Below are 14,307 nucleotides of genomic sequence, written 5' to 3'. Positions count from 1 at the left end.
CAAAAAGCCCGTGCGTCTATAGCACCGGCTCAGTCCAGACTTACTATGGAGGCACTGTGAAGGCATTGCAAGGCGTTGACGGACATGTGGAATGGGTAGAACAACCCGACCTGACATGTGATGTAGGGCAAGTTCGCATTCGGATCGCTGCGGCGGGTCTCAATCGCGCGGATCTATTGCAGCGGGCCGGGCTGTATCCGCCACCGCCGGGAGCCAGTAAAACCCTCGGGATGGAGTGCTCCGGGGTGATCAGCGAAGTCGGCTCGGGTTCGTCCTGGCACGTGGGGGACAGAGTCTGCGCGCTGCTCGCAGGCGGTGGCATGGCTGAAGAGGTCGTAGTCGACGGACGGCATGTGCTGCCGGTTCCCGAGGGCATGTCGTTGCCGGAAGCGGCGGGTATCCCCGAGGTGTATGCGACTGCGTGGCTGAATCTGTTTCAACTGGCTGCATTGAAGCCGGGTGAAAAGGTATTGCTGCACGCCGGGGCAAGTGGTGTTGGTTCAGCGGGCATTCAGCTTTGCAAGGCATTCGGCAACCCGGTCTGGGTGAGCGTCGGCTCTGCCGAGCGTCTGGCGTATTGCGAAGCGCTGGGTGCCCAGGGCGGGGTCGTGCGCAGTGACAACCTGGAAAGCTTGAAAGACCTCGGTCCGTTCGACGTCATTCTCGATCCGGTGGGCGCCAACTACGCGGCCTTGAACATCAAAGTGCTGAACCTTGATGGGCGATTGGTATTGATCGGTCTGATGGGCGGGCGCGAAGCGCAACTGGACCTGGCGCAAGTGCTGGTCAAACGTGTGCAGATACTGGGTTCGACCCTGCGTAGCCGTGATGACCAATTCAAAGCGGATTTGCTCAGTGACCTGAGTCAGCATGTGTGGCCGTTGTTTGTCGAGGGACGCCTCAAGCCGCAACTGGCCAGGACGTTCCCGATCAAAGACGCCGAAGCGGCCTTCGCCGAGCTGGCGACCAATCAGGTGTCAGGCAAACTGGTGTTGGTGATCGACGAAAGTCTGGTCTGATACAGGGTGTGAAGTCATTCGCTTAAGCGGCCTGCCTGCCAGGCCGCTTACTCAGCTATCACTTCCAGCTATGAATTGGCCAGCCGGCCTTTTCTGCATGCTCGCGCAGTACAGGGTCCGGGTTGACGACACGGGGGTATTGGACCTTGAGCAGCAGCGCCATGTCGTTGCGTGAGTCCGAGTAGAAACTGGCGCCTTCCAGCGTCTCGCCTTCGTTTTGCAGCCACTCCAGCAAGCGCGTGACCTTGCCTTCGCGGTAGGTCAGTACGCCCAATGTTGCACCGCTGTAGACGCCATGTTTGACCTCCAGTTCGATCCCCAGTATTTCGTCAATGCCCAGCCGTTCGGCGATGGGTTTGACCAGGTGCGTGCCTGACGCCGAGATCACTAAAATCCGGTCACCGGCCGCTCGATGGGCGGCGATGGCCCGGCAGGCCTCGCTGAAGATGATCGGCTCGATCACGTCTTCGACCCAAGGGCCTACCAGATGCGCGACCTCTTCCGGCGTGCGCCCGGCCATGGGCTCCAGGCTGAAGGTCATGTACTCCTCCATCGCCAGTTCGCCTGCGCTGTACGCGGCCATCAGCTCATCGTTACGGCGCATGAACGACTCAGCGTCCACCCAGCCGAGTCGACCCATTTGTTCGCTCCACAAGCTGGCACAGTCGCCGTGGATCAAGGTTTCGTCCAAATCAAAAATCGCTAAAGCCATTACTGCTGTCCTCTGAATATTTTGGCTAGGCTACTTCACACAGCGCCGACGGATCGATAGCCAAGGCCACTCGTTGGCCATTGGGGTGCAGATCCGCAGCCGAGCGATTAAGCACGTCCACTACCAATTCCACACCGCGCGCTTCGATCCGGTAACGGATCACGTTGCCCAACAGGCTGTGGCTGCGCACTTCGCCGTCCAGGTCGCCGGTCAGGCTCAGCTCGATGGCTTCCGGGCGAATCGCGAGGCGGCTGTTGATCGGCCGTTGCAGCAGGCGGCTGGCGCTGTCGGCGTCGAGCAGGTTGTAGTTGCCGATAAAACCGGCGGCAAACACGTCGATCGGTGCGGTGTACAGCGTTTCAGCATCGCCACTTTGCACGATCCTGCCCTGGTTCATCAGGAAAATCCGGTCTGACATGGTCAGCGCTTCTTCCTGATCGTGGGTCACGAAAATCGTCGTCAGTCCCAATTCACGCTGGATTTGACGAATTTGTTCGCGCAGGTGTTTACGAATCCGTGCATCCAGCGCCGACAGCGGCTCATCGAGCAGCAGCAGGCGTGGTCGGGTCACCAGTGAACGCGCCAGCGCAACCCGTTGGCACTGGCCGCCGGACAGTTGGTGCGGGTAGCGTGCGGCGAAGTCGTTCAGTTCGACCAGTTTCAGTACTTCGGCGATTCGCGTGCGGCTGTCGTCGGCGTTGACTTTTTGCATGCGCAGACCGAATGCGATGTTTTGCTCGACGGTCATGTTGGGGAACAGCGCATAGCTCTGAAACACCATGCCGATGCCGCGCTTCTGCGGGCTGAGCGGGACAATGTCCTGGCCGTCGAGCAGGATCTTGCCGCCATCAACCGCCGTCAGGCCGGCGATACAGCGCAACAGGGTGGATTTGCCGCACCCGGAAGGGCCGAGCAGGGTCACGAACTCGCCTTTCTTGATGTCGCAGTTGATGTCGCTGAACACGGCGGTGCCGGCGTAGCTCTTTTGCAGGTGATCGACGCTGACGAAGCTCATTGGCTTTTGTCCTTGTTCATTAGATTGGCCGCCCAGGTCAGCACCAGCACAAAGAAGAAGTAGGAAACCACCAGCGCACTGGTGAAGTGACCGCTGCTGTTGCGCATGTTGTTCAGGTAGACCTGCAGGGTTTCGTAGCGCGTACCGACCAGGATGTTGGCGAACACGAACTCACCGAACAGGAAGGAGAACGACAGCAACAACGCGACCATCAGACCTTTGCGCAAGTTTGGCAGCACCACCAGGAACGCAGCCTGCCAGGTGCTGGCACCGAGCAGTTGCGCGGCGTCCATCAGGTCGCGCAGGTTAATCGCTTGCAGGTTGTTGGTAATCGCCCGGTACATAAACGGCAGCGCCACGGTGAAGTAGCAGCCGATCAGAATCCACGGCGTGCCAACCATCGCAAAAGGCCCGGACCCATAGAGCTGCAACAGGCCAACGGAGGACACCACGGGAGGCACGGCGAAGGGCAGCAGGATCAGGATATTCATCAGCGCATCAAGCTTGGGGAAGTGGTAATGCACGACGAACAGCAGCGGCAGGATCAGGACCACTGACAGCACCAGGGAGCCGACACATACCAGCAGCGACTGGCCGAATGCATGGAGGAAACGCGGGTCGCTCCACAGTTCGACATACCATTTGACGGTAAAGCCGCTGGGCAGAATAGTTGCCGACCAGCTGGTGGCAATCGAGTAAATCAGTGTCCCTGCCAAGGGCAGCAACAGAATGATGAACAGCAGGTACACCACGACGCGGTGGTAGAGGACGGCGGAGCCCGGTTCAGCGCGAGACATGGTAACTCCTCTTCAAAAGCCACTGATGCACGAGGGTCACCAGGGTCATCAGGCCCACCAGCACTACGGCCAGGGCGCTGGCCATATTCGGATCGAGGCTGATGTCGCCTGAAACCATGGCGGCAATACGGATGGGCAGCACGTTGAAGTTGCCTGTGGTCAGGGCGTACACGGTGGCGTATGCGCCGAGGGCATTGGCCAGCAGAATCACGAAAGTACCGATCAGCGCCGGGGTCAGCACGGGCAGGCCGATATACCGCCAGAACTGCCAGCTGTCGGCCCCGAGCAAGGCCGCGGATTCGCGCCAGTCTTCGCGCAGCGCGTCGAAGGCCGGGTAGAGCAGCAGCACACCCAATGGAATCTGGAAGTAGGTATAGAGGATGATCAGCCCGGTTTTGGAATACAGGTTGAAGTCCTCAATGATCCCGGCTTGCTTGAGCATGATTGTGATACTGCCGTTGAACCCCAGCAGGATGATGAAGGCGAAGGCCAGCGGCACACCCGCGAAGTTGCTGGTCATGTTGGCGAAGGCGTTGACGAAGTTACGCAGTCGCGAGTCGACCCGGCGCAGCGAGTAACTGCCGAGCACAGCAATGATGATCCCGAACACGCTGGACCAGAAGCTGATCTCCAGGCTGTGCTGGATCGCTTGCAAGTAGAACCTGGAGCTGAACACTTCAGTGAAATTGGCCAGGCCCCAGCCGTTGTCTTCCGATTGCAGGCTGTGGATAACGACCCAGGCCAGCGGGGCAATCTGGAACACGATGAAAAACACGGCGAAGGGCACCAGGCACAGGGCCGCCAGCCATTTGCCTCGGGTGATTGAGTTCACTTCAACAACCCCCTGCATACAGGCTTGTCATGAGGGACGCCGAGCAGTTCGCAGACCGTGCCACACAGATCAGTCTGTTTCGGTTGGGCATTGCTATCGAAACTGAAGGCATCGCCGAGCACGAACAGGGGGACTTCGCGTTCTTCCGGGAGCAGGCCATTGTGCGAGCGGTCGTTGTTCATGCCGTGATCAGCGGTCACCAGCACCTGGTAGCCGGCGTCTAGCCAGCCTTGCAGGTAGTCGGCGAGGATGATGTCGGCAGCGCGCGCACTGTTGCGGTATTGCGGGGTATCGAGGCCGTGCTTGTGCCCGGCGTCGTCAATGTTCATAGGGTGTACCAGCATGAAGTTCGGCGCGTGGCGCAGGCGCAGGCTTTCGGCATCGGCGAACAGGTGTGAATCCGGATAGTGATCGGCGTAGTAGAAGTGCCCGTACTGGATAGGCAGGTGTGTGTCGTCAGTGTGGCGGTCGCGAGCGGCAACGAACGGTGAGCGGTTATACAGTTCGCTGACCCAGTGATAAGCCGCGGCGGCAGTGCTGAGGCCGGCGTCGGTGGCATAGTGGAACACACTGCGCTGATTCGACAGGCGTGAGACGTTGTTGTGCACGATGCCGCTGTCGATCGGTTTCACGCCGGTAAGGATGCACTCGTACAGCGGTCGGGACAGCGACGGTAGCTCGCATTCCAGTCTGTACAGGGCGGCGCGTTCTGCACCTGCGTATGCCTGAAGGTGTCCCATGGCATGTCGGGCGACTTGGTAGTTAAGACCATCGAGCACGACCAGGATGACGTTGTGTTTCATGGGCAAGGCTCCGGGTTCGCGGGTGTATTGGCGCATGAATGCAGCTGTCTGTAGGCGCGCGCTTGCCCGCGATAAGGGCCGTAGGACGCTTCTGCGTCTGACAAACCGCCATCGCGGGCAAGCGCGCCTACACGTGTGGAGGCGGGCCTGCCTGCGAACAGACGTCTTATTTCATTTCAATGATGACTTGCTCGTTCCACTTTTTCGGCAGGCTTTTCGAGGTTTTTTCCCAGGCATCTGCGTCGGCAATCGGCTTCACGTGTTTGTACTGCTCGTTAGGCAGCAGCTTGGCTTGTACTTCTGCCGGCAGCGTGAGGTGCTCAGCACGAATCGGACGGGCATTGCCCCGCGCCAGGTTGGTCTGGCCGGCATCGCTGAAGATGTATTCGCGCGCCAGTTTGGCGGCGTTCGGGTGTTTGGCGTATTTGTTGATGATGGTGGTATAGCCGGAAATCACCGAGCCATCGGAGGGGATCAGCACTTCATAATCGTCAGGATTGACCATCTTGTCGCGGTAGCTCAGGCCGTTGAAGTCCCAGACCACGCCCACTTCGATTTCGCCTTTTTCCATTGTGGCGATTGTCGGGTTGGACAGCGACAGGCGCCCCTGCTTGGCGATTTCAGCGAACATCAACAGTGCCGGTTCAATATTCTTTTCATCGCCACCTTTGGAAATGGCAGCAGCCAGCACGCCGTTGGCGGCCTGGGCGGCGGTGCTCACGTCACCGATGGAGACCTTGTACTTGCCTTTCTCCAGGTCAGCCCAGGTTTTGGGGGCGTCGGAGCCATGGAGCAATTTCTTGTTGATGATGAACGCGATGGTGCCGGTATAGGCCAGTGCCCAGTTACCGTCTTTGTCTTTCGCCCAATCCGGGATTTGAGCCCAGGTGCTTGGCTTGTACGGCTGGGTCACGCCCTGTTTTACCGCGATAGGACCGAAGGCTGCACCCACATCGCCGATGTCCGCGCTTGCGTTGTCTTTCTCCGCAGCGAATTTAGCGACTTCCTGGGCCGAACTCATGTCGGTGTCGATATGGGTGAGGCCGTAGTTTTTCAGCAGGTCGTCCCAGGTGCCTTTCCAGTTGGCCCAGTTATCGGGCATGCCGACGCTGTTGACCGCACCTTCCGCTTTAGCCGCGGCCTCCAGGGTTTTCAAGTCGGTATCAGCAGCCATGGCTGCTGTGCACAGGGCAATGGTCGAACCTAACAGTGATGCCAGGAAAAGATGTTTCATCCGAAGCTCCTTTTGGGCGTTTTCAACGCTACGTTTTTATCGACGTTAGTGCGGTTGGGTTGGTCTAGGTCAGCAATACCTGAGCCAATTTAAGCCTGCTGAATGACACTTTGATGTCGGCATCACTCCTGCAAGGGTATCCATCAGCTAAGGCAGGTCAGTGCCAGGTAAGCGTAGACCATGGCTAAAATATTGATATTCATCGTTTTTGTTAATCTGGAACAACCGTCTCAGGCCGCGGCTCAGCAGCTTTGTCATTGATCAGTCATGTGCTTTGTCTAGGCTGACCGATACTCACAGGAGCGATATTCATGCTCGGTCCTGCTCATAAACAGCGCTGGACTAGTCCAGATAGGTAACGTTGATGCGCGAAGATGCACCAAAGGCGGTGACAGCCATCGGTCTGGCCTTGCAGGAACAGATTGAGCATGGCTTGTTGCCGGCCAGTAGCAAGCTGCCCGCCGAGCGCAAACTCAGCGAGTTGTTCGGCACCACGCGGATCACCGTGCGTGAAGCGCTGTTGCAGCTGGAGGCCCAGGGGCTGGTTTATCGCGAGGAGCGACGAGGCTGGTTTATCTCGCCGCCGCGCCTGGCTTACGACTTGATGCGCCGCAGCCATTTTCACGCCATGGTCAGTGCCCAGGGACGAGTGCCTTCGACGGAGGTGATTTCAGCGCGTCTGCAGCCTGCGTCGGCGGCGGTATGTGCCTGGTTGCAGCTGCCAGCGTTGTCCAGCGTGATCCAGATATGTCGCGCGCGGCGCATTGATCAACGACTGGTGTTGTACGTTGAGCACTACCTCAACCCGGAGTTCTTTCCCCAGATACTTGATGTCGATTTGAGCCAGTCGCTGACCGAGTTATACGCCAGCCGTTACGGCTTGCGGTATGGCCAGGTGCGTTTCGAGATGGTGCCGACGGCCTTGCAGGTCGAGGCGGCAGCAGCATTGAAAGTGTCTGTTGGCAGCCCGGGCCTGCGCATTGCCCGGGTCAACTATGATCAGCAAGGCCGTTTGATCGACTGCGACCTTGAGTATTGGCGCCATGATGCGATTCATGTGAGCGCGGTGGTGCCGGGGTAGGGCGCGATTATGTCGTCACGCCTTGCCTGGTAGCGATCATTGCCTTTCCTTGACCGCTCCAACGCCAATCACGCTACCGCCGCCGGTGCTCACCTGCACGCTTAAGCGTGGGGTTGCCAAATCGAGTCCGGCTTCATCCAGATGGCGTTTAAGCGACAAGTTGAAGGCGCGCGAGACTTCCCACTGTTTGATCGGCGCAGTCTTGAAGCGCGCCCGCAGGACTGCGCTGCCGGATTCGAAACTTTCGACCCCCTGAATCTCCAGCGGCGACCATATGTTGCGCCGCTCCAACGGGTCGCTGTGCATTTTATGCCCGACCTCACGAACCAGTTTGATCGCGTCGTCGATGTTCATGCTGAACGGAATCGCAATCCGGAAAATCGCATAGCCGAATTCCCGCGAGTAGTTCTGGATGCTTTTGATCTCGCTGAACGGAATGGTGTGGACGATGCCATCGATGTCCCTCAAGCGCACCGTGCGGATGGTCAAACCCTCGACCGTACCCAAATGCCCGCCGACATCCACGTAGTCGTCGATGGCCAATGAGTCCTCGATGATGATGAACAGGCCGGTGATCAGATCCGCCACCAATGACTGCGCGCCGAAACCGATGGCCAGGCCGATAACCCCGGCACCGGCCAGCAGAGGAGTCACGTTCATGCCCATGTTCGCCAGTGCGACGATCAGGGCGATGATGAAAATCGCCACGAACAGGACATTGCGGATCAGCGGCATCATGGTTTGCGCCCTGGCATTGGCCAGGCCTTTGCGTGACCGGGTCAAGGCATGATGCACGGCGGTGTCACTGAGGATCCATACCAGCCAGGCGAACAGCAATGTCGCGCCCAGGCTGAACAGCTTGACGCTGACTTCGTGGCCGTCACCCTCGGCGAAACGAATCAGCGACAAGCCCCACACGCGAAGGCCGAGCTCGATGAACAGCAACCAGACCAGCAGATGCGCCAGGGTATAGAAGAAGTTTCTCAGTCTGTCCGAATACAGCGCGTGACGTTTTTGCCCATGGTACGGCCGTTGCGCATGACGGCGCACCAGGCCATTGATGACCATGCACAGCACCAGCAATACCGCGCAGATCAAGGCCTGACGCAGCGCAGTACTGGTATCGCCAGCAGAGAAGAACGTGGCGAACAGTGACACCGCCACCAGCATCAATGCCGGTACATACCAGAACGAACCCAGGATATAGAGGCTGTCGCTCAAGGCGCGACGGGTCAGGCGACGGGACAGCGGCTGGTTGCGGATCAAGTGGCCGATGGGGCGGCGGAATCGCAGGATGAACAGCCCCGTGGAGATCGCAGCCAGCACGTTGGCCAGGGTTGCGGCGGTGTGTGCCAGGTGCTCGCCCAGACTGGCGATCAGGCGCGGGTCGCTCAACGCTTGGCCGAAGGCGGCAAAACTGCCGATCAGCCACAGCGGGCGAAACGCCTGATGACGCAGAATATACAGGGCTCGGCGGCGATGAGGGCCGTCGACAACGGAAAAGGCAATTACGCAAATGGCCGAGAACAGCGTGCCGACTACCAAGGCATATGCCAGCACCATGGCCAAATCCTTGCCCAGCGAAGAGGGCAGGGAATAGCTCAAGTACACCGTGATCACCAGAGCCACCAGCCACGGCCCCAGTTTGCGCAGGGCAAAGCGCAGCATGTCCCAGGTGCGAGGGTGTTGTGGCAGCTCTTCAGGCAGACCAAAGCGCAGGCGCACCCGATGGCTGAGCCAGATCAGCGCGGCAGCCAGCAGGCTCCAGAGCAGTATGACCAAGGCGAAACCGAAGATGACCGGCAGCCACTGATTGGCGGGCAGCATCAGCCCCCGCAGCTCTTCCTGCGCCAGGCTCAGCTCGTCGGACCACCGTTGAATCGGGCTGTCATCACCGCTGAACTGCTTCTCGAAACCGGACAGGGTGCTTCCGATTAGCCCAAGCACGCCTTCTTCGGCGGTTGGTTGAGCTTTTTTGGTGGTGTCGCGGAGTTTTTTCAGGTCGTCGAGGAGTTTGGTGCGCTGTTGATCGTTTTCCAGCGTCTTGATCACTTCATCGAGCGATTGTCTAAGAGGTTCCTGAGCTTGCGGCTGGCCTTTCTGCGAGCCACCCAGCGCCCCGGGCAGGCTTAGGGCTTGAGCCGCACCAATGGGTATCAAGGCCAGCAGACAGATCAGAAACAGGCGCGGGAGAGCGAACAGGCGGACAAAAACAGGCACTGGGCGGTGAACCTCAAATCAACACAAAAACGCCCGGTGTCATCAGGCAATGACTGGCGAGTGTACGAGTGACGCTTAGGCTTGGCGAGCGCATTGTATAGACGGCTTGTGGCTATGCACGCCACACGCCTCGCGGCTTACACCAGTTTGTCGAGGAGTTTGTAAACCACCGTCCCGAGGATGCAGACCATGCCCAGCCACAGCAAGAGCACACCGACACCGCGCTCCTGATAAGAGAAGCCCACACACAGCATGAGCATGCCGGCGACTATCGGTATTAGCATCGAGTGGAACGGATCCATGAGCACTGCACCTGTCTGGTTCGATAGTCTCAGTCTAGGTGGGTTTTTGCAGACGGACCAAGTGATCGTCTTCGCAGGCCAGCCCGCGAAGACGATTTGCCGGATCAAGGCAGTTCGTGGCTGGCGTAGAACGCGGTAAGCACTTTCACCAAATGCGCCAGATCCTGGCTGCCTGCCAGCTCGCGGATCGAGTGCATGGCGAAGGTAGGCAGGCCGATATCGACGGTGCGCACACCCAGGTGGCTGGCTGTGATCGGGCCGGTGGTCGAGCCACAGGCCATGTCGCTGCGTACCACAAAACTTTGTACCGGGACTTCTTCGGCCATGCACAGATGGCGGAAGAAACCGGCGGTTTCGCTGTTGGTCGCGTAGCGCTGGTTACTGTTGACCTTGATCACCGGGCCGGCGTTGAGTTTCGGACCGTGATTGGCGTCGTGCTTGTCAGCGTAGTTCGGGTGGACGCCGTGGGCGTTGTCGGCCGAGATCAACAACGATTTTTGAATGGTGCGCACATAGTCATCGCCTTCAGGCAGCAGGCGTTGAAGAATTTGTTCCAGCATCGGACCGTCTGCACCACACGCGGAGCTGGAGCCAACTTCTTCGTGATCAGTGCAGATCAGCAGGCAGGTTTCGTCGGTTTCGGCGGTGAGCAGGGCTTGTACGCCGGCAAAGCACGACAGCAGGTTATCCAGGCGTGCGCCGGCGATGAAATCACCGTGCAGGCCGACGATCGCAGCACTTTGAGTGTCGTAAAAGCTCAGCTCGTAGTCGAGCACCACATCAGCATTCAAGCCGTGTTCGCGGGCCAATTGATCGGTCAGCAGGGCGCGGAAATCTACACGCTCATCGCCTGCCACCTGCGCCAGAATGGGCGGTAACTCGTTCTGGGCGTTGATCGCCCAGCCTTCATTGGCCGTGCGGTTCAAGTGGATCGCCAGATTCGGGATCACGGCGATGGGCAGTTTGAAATCGATCAGCTGGCTTTCAACCTTGCCATCACGGCGGAAGGTCACGCGCCCGGCCAACGATAAATCACGGTCGAACCACGGCGCTAGCAGTGCCCCGCCGTAGACCTCGACACCCAGCTGCCAGAAACCCTGGCGTTGTAGCTCGGGCTGCGGCTTGACCCGCAGGCACGGGCTATCGGTATGGGCACCGACCAGGCGGATGCCGCCGTTCAAGGGCGATAGGCGGCCCAGCTTGAAGGCGACAATCGACGAATCATTGCGGGTAACGTAATAGCGCCCGCCAGCCTCGGTGGCCCATGTTTCGCGTTCATCCAAACGTAGATAACCCGCCGCTTCCAGGCGTTGAACAAGGCTGGCGGTGGCATGAAAGGGGGTGGGGGAGGCCTTGAGGAAATCGATCAGGCCTTGGTTCAACTCTTCGCGCATTAGGTTACTCCAGACAGCAGTGGCGCGAGTTTACCGTATCTTGTGACTGGCGCCGACCTTGTGGGGATTTGCATGTGCGTCCAGTCCGGATTGCGTGCAATCAAAACGGCGCAGGGCACTCGAAGCGCATCCGCTCACCCGTTTGTGGGTGAGTGAAGCTGAGCATGCTGGCGTGCAGACACAGGCGTGGGTAAGCAGCCAGCGCTTGCGGGTGTGCATACAGCCCGTCGCCCAACAGCGGATGGCCGATGGACAGCATGTGAACGCGCAGTTGGTGTGAGCGACCGGTAATCGGCGTCAACTCGACACGGGAGTAATCACCGCAGCGCTCCAGCACTTTCCAGAATGTCAGTGCGTGCTTGCCGAATTCGTGATCGACCACGTGCCGGGGTTTGGTAGGCGGGTCATAGCGCAGAGGCAAATCGATGCTGCCACTGTCCAGTTCCGGCTGGCCCCAGCACAGGGCGGTGTAGGCTTTTTCAGTTTCACGGTCGTGAAACTGCCGTGACAGCTCGCGGTGTGTGTCTGCGTCGCGGGCAAGCAGGATGATGCCGGAGGTTTCCCAGTCCAGGCGATGGACAATGCGGGCCTCGGGGTAACCGTTTTCCTGCAGGCGGGTAATCAGGCAATCCTTGTTGTCCTCGGCACGGCCGGGAACGGAAAGCAGCAGGGTCGGTTTATCGACCACCAGAACGCCAGCGTCCTGATGAATGATGCGGATGTTCGACAACGGCATGTGCAACGGGCCTCGAAACGCTGGAAACGCCAACGGCGGTATTCAGACCCTTCTGTTCAAAAGGTCCGAAATACCGCCGCAGGCACCCGCCGGATCAACGATCTGGCAGGGTGATATTGAGTTCGAGGATCGAGCAGCTGCCCTGGTTTTCCAGAGCGACATGCACTTGTTCAGACTCGATGTTGACGTATTTACGGATGACTTCAACCAGCTCTTTTTGCAAAGCCGGCAGGTAATCCGGGGTGCTGCGTTGGCCGCGTTCGTGCGCCACGATGATCTGTAGACGCTCTTTCGCTACCGAAGCTGTACTTTCCTTCTTACGGTCACGAAAGAAGTCAAAAATATTCATTCACGGCCTCCAAAGACTCGCTGAAACCATCCCTTTTTCTGCACATCGATGAAACGGTGTGCAACTTCCTTGCCCAGCAAGCGATCCACGGCATCGCTGTACGCCTGACCGGCGTCGCTCTGGTCATCAAGGATGACCGGGATACCCTGGTTAGAGGCTTTCAAGACTGCCTGCGACTCAGGAATCACGCCCAGCAGACGGATCGCAAGAATCTCTTCGACGTCTTCGACGCCAAGCATTTCGCCCTTGGTGACACGCTCTGGGTTGTAGCGGGTCAGCAGCAGGTGTTCCTTGATCGGGTCTTCACCCTTCTCGGCACGACGGGACTTGCTCGCCAGCAAGCCGAGCATGCGGTCCGAGTCACGTACCGAAGACACTTCCGGGTTGGTCACAACGATCGCTTCGTCGGCGAAATACATCGCCAGATGCGCGCCTTTCTCGATGCCCGCAGGGGAATCGCAGACCACGTATTCGAAGGTTTCCTTGAGTTCCATCAAAATCTTTTCAACGCCGTCCTGAGTCAGGGCGTCTTTATCACGGGTCTGGCTTGCGGCCAGCACGTAAAGATTTTCCAGGCGTTTGTCTTTGATCAGTGCCTGGGTGAGGGTTGCTTCACCGTTCACGACGTTGACGAAGTCGTAAACCACGCGGCGTTCGCAGCCCATGATCAAGTCAAGATTACGCAAGCCGACGTCGAAGTCGACGATCACTGTTCTGTGGCCGCGCAAAGCGAGACCGGTACCGATAGCGGCGCTGGTGGTGGTCTTACCCACACCACCCTTGCCGGATGTAACCACGAGAATCTTGGCCAAGGTGTTTCACCCCTAGAGGAAAAGGACGGTTAGTCCCTGAAGGGCATCCCTTGAAACGACAACAGTCGAGCAATGCTGGAAATCGAGAACCCCTGAATCAGAGGTTTAACCGTTGGGAAACCTTGGCTTTTCCGACTTCCGACTTCTTTTGCTACGTTTTCGCGACGAATCAGGGATGCTTTAAAATGGCGGCAGTATCCGTTAAAGACGGGTGATGTTCAACACTTCACCGGACAGGCTGACCTGTACCCCGGCCCCCCACAGCGGATCTCTGCGCAGGTCTTCGGAAACCTTGTATTGCCCGGCGATCGAGACCAGTTCGGCGCCCAACTGCTGGCAAAAAATCCGTGCCTTGGTATCACCTTTGATCCCGGCCAATGCTCTTCCGCGCATAGGGCCATATACATGGATGTTGCCATCGGCCAGAAGTTCCGCACCGGGACTGACCGGGGCGATGACTACCAGGTCGCAACCCTGGGCATAAATCTGCTGACCGCCACGCACGGGAGAGGTGATGATTTTGGTCGGTTTAAGGGTCGGCTCAGGTGGCTTTTCCGCTTTTTTCTTCGCGGCTTCGCCTTCGACCGGTTCCAGCGGACGCTCCCGCGCACCCGAAGGGGGCAGGACGGGCAGGTCAATAGCGATGGCGGCAGCGATGTCTTCGATGCGGTTGGCACGAATCGCCAGGGTGCGCAGGCCGTGTTGCCGGCACACACGCATCAACGCAGGCAGATCGACCGCGCCTTCACCCGCGGGCAGTTTGTCCAGGGCCAGCACCAGCGGGGTGTTGCTGAAGAAGTTCGGTGCCAGGGCAACCTTGGCCGCCAACTGGCGATCAAGGCTTTCAAGATTGTTTCGGGCCAGCTCAAGCACGGTAATGGCAAGCATGCTGCCCTTCAGCTGGAACACAGGATCCTGGTCTTGCAATTCGATTTGGCTCATGGTCGGCACAAAGCAGCTTGTCGCTAAAAGTGCCGAGACTTATAACGAGAACGCTCGCT

General features: G+C 58.8%; 15 protein-coding genes. 2 read left to right on the top strand and 13 right to left on the bottom strand.

Going from position 1 to position 14,307, the window contains the following annotated elements:
* Positions 1 to 56: 56 nt before the first annotated feature.
* Positions 57 to 1,019 carry a zinc-binding dehydrogenase gene (locus K0F75_RS09040; protein ID WP_219061533.1) on the top strand — a complete coding sequence of 321 codons (963 nt, stop codon included), beginning with the start codon at positions 57 to 59 and terminating at the stop codon, positions 1,017 to 1,019.
* Positions 1,020 to 1,077: 58 nt separating this feature from the next.
* Here the strand turns inward: K0F75_RS09040 and K0F75_RS09035 are convergent, their stop codons facing one another.
* From K0F75_RS09035 to K0F75_RS09010, 6 genes are all read right to left on the bottom strand, one after another.
* Complete coding sequence (locus K0F75_RS09035) at positions 1,078 to 1,731, bottom strand: HAD family phosphatase (protein ID WP_219061532.1); 654 nt, start codon at positions 1,729 to 1,731, stop codon at positions 1,078 to 1,080.
* A 25-nt stretch (positions 1,732 to 1,756) separates the two neighbouring features.
* Positions 1,757 to 2,746 carry an ABC transporter ATP-binding protein gene (locus K0F75_RS09030; RefSeq protein WP_219061531.1) on the bottom strand — a complete coding sequence of 330 codons (990 nt, stop codon included), beginning with the start codon at positions 2,744 to 2,746 and terminating at the stop codon, positions 1,757 to 1,759.
* On the bottom strand, positions 2,743 to 3,543 hold the full coding sequence (locus tag K0F75_RS09025) for an ABC transporter permease (protein WP_219061530.1): 801 nt from the start codon (positions 3,541 to 3,543) through the stop codon (positions 2,743 to 2,745). Before K0F75_RS09025 ends, K0F75_RS09030 begins: the two co-directional genes overlap by 4 nt.
* Entirely contained in the window at positions 3,530 to 4,393 is an 864-nt protein-coding gene (locus tag K0F75_RS09020; RefSeq protein WP_219061529.1) for an ABC transporter permease subunit, read from the bottom strand. The genes K0F75_RS09025 and K0F75_RS09020 overlap by 14 nt, the downstream gene beginning before the upstream one ends.
* Positions 4,372 to 5,178, bottom strand: coding sequence for an alkaline phosphatase family protein (locus K0F75_RS09015; RefSeq protein WP_219061528.1), 807 nt, complete (start codon positions 5,176 to 5,178; stop codon positions 4,372 to 4,374). Before K0F75_RS09015 ends, K0F75_RS09020 begins: the two co-directional genes overlap by 22 nt.
* 166 nt (positions 5,179 to 5,344) lie before the next feature.
* A complete protein-coding gene (locus K0F75_RS09010; RefSeq protein WP_219061527.1) occupies positions 5,345 to 6,412 on the bottom strand; it encodes an ABC transporter substrate-binding protein in 1,068 nt (355 codons plus the stop codon).
* Positions 6,413 to 6,776: 364 nt separating this feature from the next.
* Between K0F75_RS09010 and K0F75_RS09005 the strand changes: the two genes are divergently transcribed.
* Complete coding sequence (locus K0F75_RS09005) at positions 6,777 to 7,493, top strand: UTRA domain-containing protein (protein ID WP_219061526.1); 717 nt, start codon at positions 6,777 to 6,779, stop codon at positions 7,491 to 7,493.
* A 36-nt stretch (positions 7,494 to 7,529) separates the two neighbouring features.
* Here K0F75_RS09005 and K0F75_RS09000 read toward each other — a convergent pair whose 3' ends face one another.
* The 7 genes from K0F75_RS09000 to minC form a co-directional block, all read right to left on the bottom strand.
* The gene (locus tag K0F75_RS09000) at positions 7,530 to 9,713 is read right to left on the bottom strand and encodes a mechanosensitive ion channel domain-containing protein (RefSeq protein ID WP_219061525.1); all 2,184 of its coding nucleotides are present in this window, start codon (positions 9,711 to 9,713) and stop codon (positions 7,530 to 7,532) included.
* A 137-nt stretch (positions 9,714 to 9,850) separates the two neighbouring features.
* Positions 9,851 to 10,015 (bottom strand): hypothetical protein, encoded by a 165-nt coding sequence (locus tag K0F75_RS08995; protein WP_219061524.1) that lies wholly within the window; start codon positions 10,013 to 10,015, stop codon positions 9,851 to 9,853.
* A 104-nt stretch (positions 10,016 to 10,119) separates the two neighbouring features.
* Entirely contained in the window at positions 10,120 to 11,409 is a 1,290-nt protein-coding gene (locus K0F75_RS08990) for a M18 family aminopeptidase (protein WP_219061523.1), read from the bottom strand.
* 100 nt (positions 11,410 to 11,509) lie between these two features.
* Positions 11,510 to 12,145: an RluA family pseudouridine synthase gene (locus K0F75_RS08985; RefSeq protein ID WP_219061522.1), complete on the bottom strand. Its 636-nt coding sequence runs from the start codon at positions 12,143 to 12,145 to the stop codon at positions 11,510 to 11,512.
* Positions 12,146 to 12,239: 94 nt separating this feature from the next.
* Positions 12,240 to 12,494: a cell division topological specificity factor MinE gene (gene minE / locus K0F75_RS08980; RefSeq protein WP_219061521.1), complete on the bottom strand. Its 255-nt coding sequence runs from the start codon at positions 12,492 to 12,494 to the stop codon at positions 12,240 to 12,242.
* Complete coding sequence (gene minD / locus K0F75_RS08975; RefSeq protein ID WP_219061520.1) at positions 12,491 to 13,306, bottom strand: septum site-determining protein MinD; 816 nt, start codon at positions 13,304 to 13,306, stop codon at positions 12,491 to 12,493. The genes minE and minD overlap by 4 nt, the downstream gene beginning before the upstream one ends.
* Before the next feature lie 201 nt (positions 13,307 to 13,507).
* Entirely contained in the window at positions 13,508 to 14,248 is a 741-nt protein-coding gene (gene minC, locus K0F75_RS08970) for a septum site-determining protein MinC (RefSeq protein WP_219061519.1), read from the bottom strand.
* Between the last annotated feature and the right edge of the window lie 59 nt (positions 14,249 to 14,307).

This window comes from Pseudomonas sp. UMAB-08 (assembly GCF_900095225.1).
Taxonomy (GTDB): Bacteria; Pseudomonadota; Gammaproteobacteria; order Pseudomonadales; family Pseudomonadaceae; genus Aquipseudomonas.
This window is presented reverse-complemented; position numbering and strand designations above follow the sequence as displayed.

What these genes read in the sequence shown, in the direction of transcription:
- K0F75_RS09035 (WP_219061532.1), bottom strand. Translation starts at nt 1,731, where the DNA reads ATGGCTTTAGCGATTTTTGATTTGGACGAAACCTTGATCCACGGCGAC.
- K0F75_RS09030 (WP_219061531.1), bottom strand. Translation starts at nt 2,746, where the DNA reads ATGAGCTTCGTCAGCGTCGATCACCTGCAAAAGAGCTACGCCGGCACC.
- K0F75_RS09025 (WP_219061530.1), bottom strand. Translation starts at nt 3,543, where the DNA reads ATGTCTCGCGCTGAACCGGGCTCCGCCGTCCTCTACCACCGCGTCGTG.
- K0F75_RS09020 (WP_219061529.1), bottom strand. Translation starts at nt 4,393, where the DNA reads ATGCAGGGGGTTGTTGAAGTGAACTCAATCACCCGAGGCAAATGGCTG.
- K0F75_RS09015 (WP_219061528.1), bottom strand. Translation starts at nt 5,178, where the DNA reads ATGAAACACAACGTCATCCTGGTCGTGCTCGATGGTCTTAACTACCAA.
- K0F75_RS09010 (WP_219061527.1), bottom strand. Translation starts at nt 6,412, where the DNA reads ATGAAACATCTTTTCCTGGCATCACTGTTAGGTTCGACCATTGCCCTG.
- K0F75_RS09005 (WP_219061526.1), top strand. Translation starts at nt 6,777, where the DNA reads ATGCGCGAAGATGCACCAAAGGCGGTGACAGCCATCGGTCTGGCCTTG.
- K0F75_RS08995 (WP_219061524.1), bottom strand. Translation starts at nt 10,015, where the DNA reads ATGGATCCGTTCCACTCGATGCTAATACCGATAGTCGCCGGCATGCTC.
- K0F75_RS08990 (WP_219061523.1), bottom strand. Translation starts at nt 11,409, where the DNA reads ATGCGCGAAGAGTTGAACCAAGGCCTGATCGATTTCCTCAAGGCCTCC.
- K0F75_RS08985 (WP_219061522.1), bottom strand. Translation starts at nt 12,145, where the DNA reads ATGCCGTTGTCGAACATCCGCATCATTCATCAGGACGCTGGCGTTCTG.
- minE (WP_219061521.1), bottom strand. Translation starts at nt 12,494, where the DNA reads ATGAATATTTTTGACTTCTTTCGTGACCGTAAGAAGGAAAGTACAGCT.
- minC (WP_219061519.1), bottom strand. Translation starts at nt 14,248, where the DNA reads ATGAGCCAAATCGAATTGCAAGACCAGGATCCTGTGTTCCAGCTGAAG.